2 protein-coding genes are annotated in these 1,680 nt (G+C 33.8%); both read left to right on the top strand.

The window, feature by feature from the left end:
* Window positions 1-247: 247 nt before the first annotated feature.
* Window positions 248-724, top strand: a complete 477-nt coding sequence (locus H7U19_RS16765) for a hypothetical protein (protein WP_186564033.1) — start codon at window positions 248-250, stop codon at window positions 722-724.
* A 142-nt stretch (window positions 725-866) separates the two neighbouring features.
* Entirely contained in the window at window positions 867-1,427 is a 561-nt protein-coding gene (locus H7U19_RS16760; RefSeq protein WP_186564032.1) for a GNAT family N-acetyltransferase, read from the top strand.
* Window positions 1,428-1,680 lie beyond the last annotated feature (253 nt).

The raw sequence follows: 1,680 nt of genomic DNA, 5'->3' as shown, positions 1-1,680 counted from the left end.
AGAGGGTTATCAATGTTGTCGAAGTCCAAAGCTTCACCGTGTATACTAACCTTATTTCTCTCTTTTGTTCTTTCTGATTATTGGTTAAATTTAATGAAAGACAAACTTAAGACGTGTATAATTCATTGCTAGTTATAGCCTACTTACGAAAGTCCTCGCGGACTTTCTATCTGTGATTTATTTGCTAACTTTAGTGCTTAAACACGCAACGAAATCATACACAAATACGTTGTGCCTAATTTGAGAAATGAAAATATTCCCAACCAAAGAGCTGAATTTTAAGCTAATAGACGACCAAGCTGAAACGCTGAATCGACTGAATCGGAGAACGGAAAAGTCTGAAAATCTGACTTCTCAGCATACCGACAAATCATTTCGCGGAATAATAAACGGAAACGAATTTAAACTAATATCATCTGCAATTGGAAAAGGAGCTTTTTGCGTAATGACTGGAGCAATTGAATCTGACAAAGGAAACGTGAAAGTGGAAATACATAAAGTCTTTCGGATTTTATTAAGTATCATTCTTTGCTTCCCCATTGTTGGAATTTTAATCGCAATATTAACAGGGCAAGAAGAACCTAATCCGATTTTTATTTTGGTTGTAATTGGACAAATTTTAATAATTAGATACGCTTTTATCGGGCTTGCTTTTAAGTTTTTATCGAGACAAAGCCTCAATAGATTACGAGACGTACTTGACTTGGAATGGATAAAAAACTAGGCACAACAATGTATAACCGCAATTACGGCGGATTCGACTACGTCCGAATCCACGCGGAATTGCTAAAGCCTGTGTTAAATCGAAAAGTCTGCCTATATTAACCCGTAACTGACGGTTATACGAGACCGTTACAAGCAATTTGATGAACAACGAAAAATTTTTCTCAACCGAATTAATTCTTCAAAATGAATTGATTTTAATCCGACCGTTGAAAGAATCGGATATTAATGACATTGAACGCATAAGTTATTCAAAAGAACTTGGGGAATTTGGAGCTAGAGTTAAAAACAGAAACGATTTAATGGAATATTTTAATTATTGTTTTTCTGCAAAAGAAAAAAAGACTCTATATCCATTTATAATTATAGAAAAGGAAAATCAAAAACCAGTTGGAATTACAATGTTTGGAAATATTGATTTCTACCATAAAAGATTAGAAATTGGATGGACTTGGATTGCGGAAAAATTTCAAGGAACTGGAATTAATGCCATCTGCAAGAAACTGCTTTTGGATTACTGTTTTAATGAGCTAATATTAAGAAGAGTTGAATTCAAAATTGACATAAAGAATATCAAGTCTCAAAAAGCAATAAAGAAACTTGGAGCTGTTAGGGAAGGATTACTTCGGAATTACAATATCCAATCATATGGGGAAAGTGAAGGAACTTATGTCTATAGTATTTTGAATAAAGAATGGAAATAAAAACTGCTTGTAACAATGTATAACCGCAATTACGGCGGATTCGACTACGTCCGAATCCACTCGGAATTGCTAACGTCTTTGCTAAACCGAAAATTAACACATATTAACCCGTAACTGACGGTTATACGAGACCGTTGTAACCAATATGAGAAAACCCAAATCCATACAATTAATATTATTTCTGACTTTGCTCGGAATAATAGTTTCTTGTAAAACAAATTATGGATTTAAGACCTATGTTTTTGACAGTGGA

The sequence above is a fragment of the Hyunsoonleella aquatilis genome, assembly GCF_014270105.1.
GTDB lineage: Bacteria > Bacteroidota > Bacteroidia > Flavobacteriales > Flavobacteriaceae > Jejuia > Jejuia aquatilis.
This window is presented reverse-complemented; position numbering and strand designations above follow the sequence as displayed.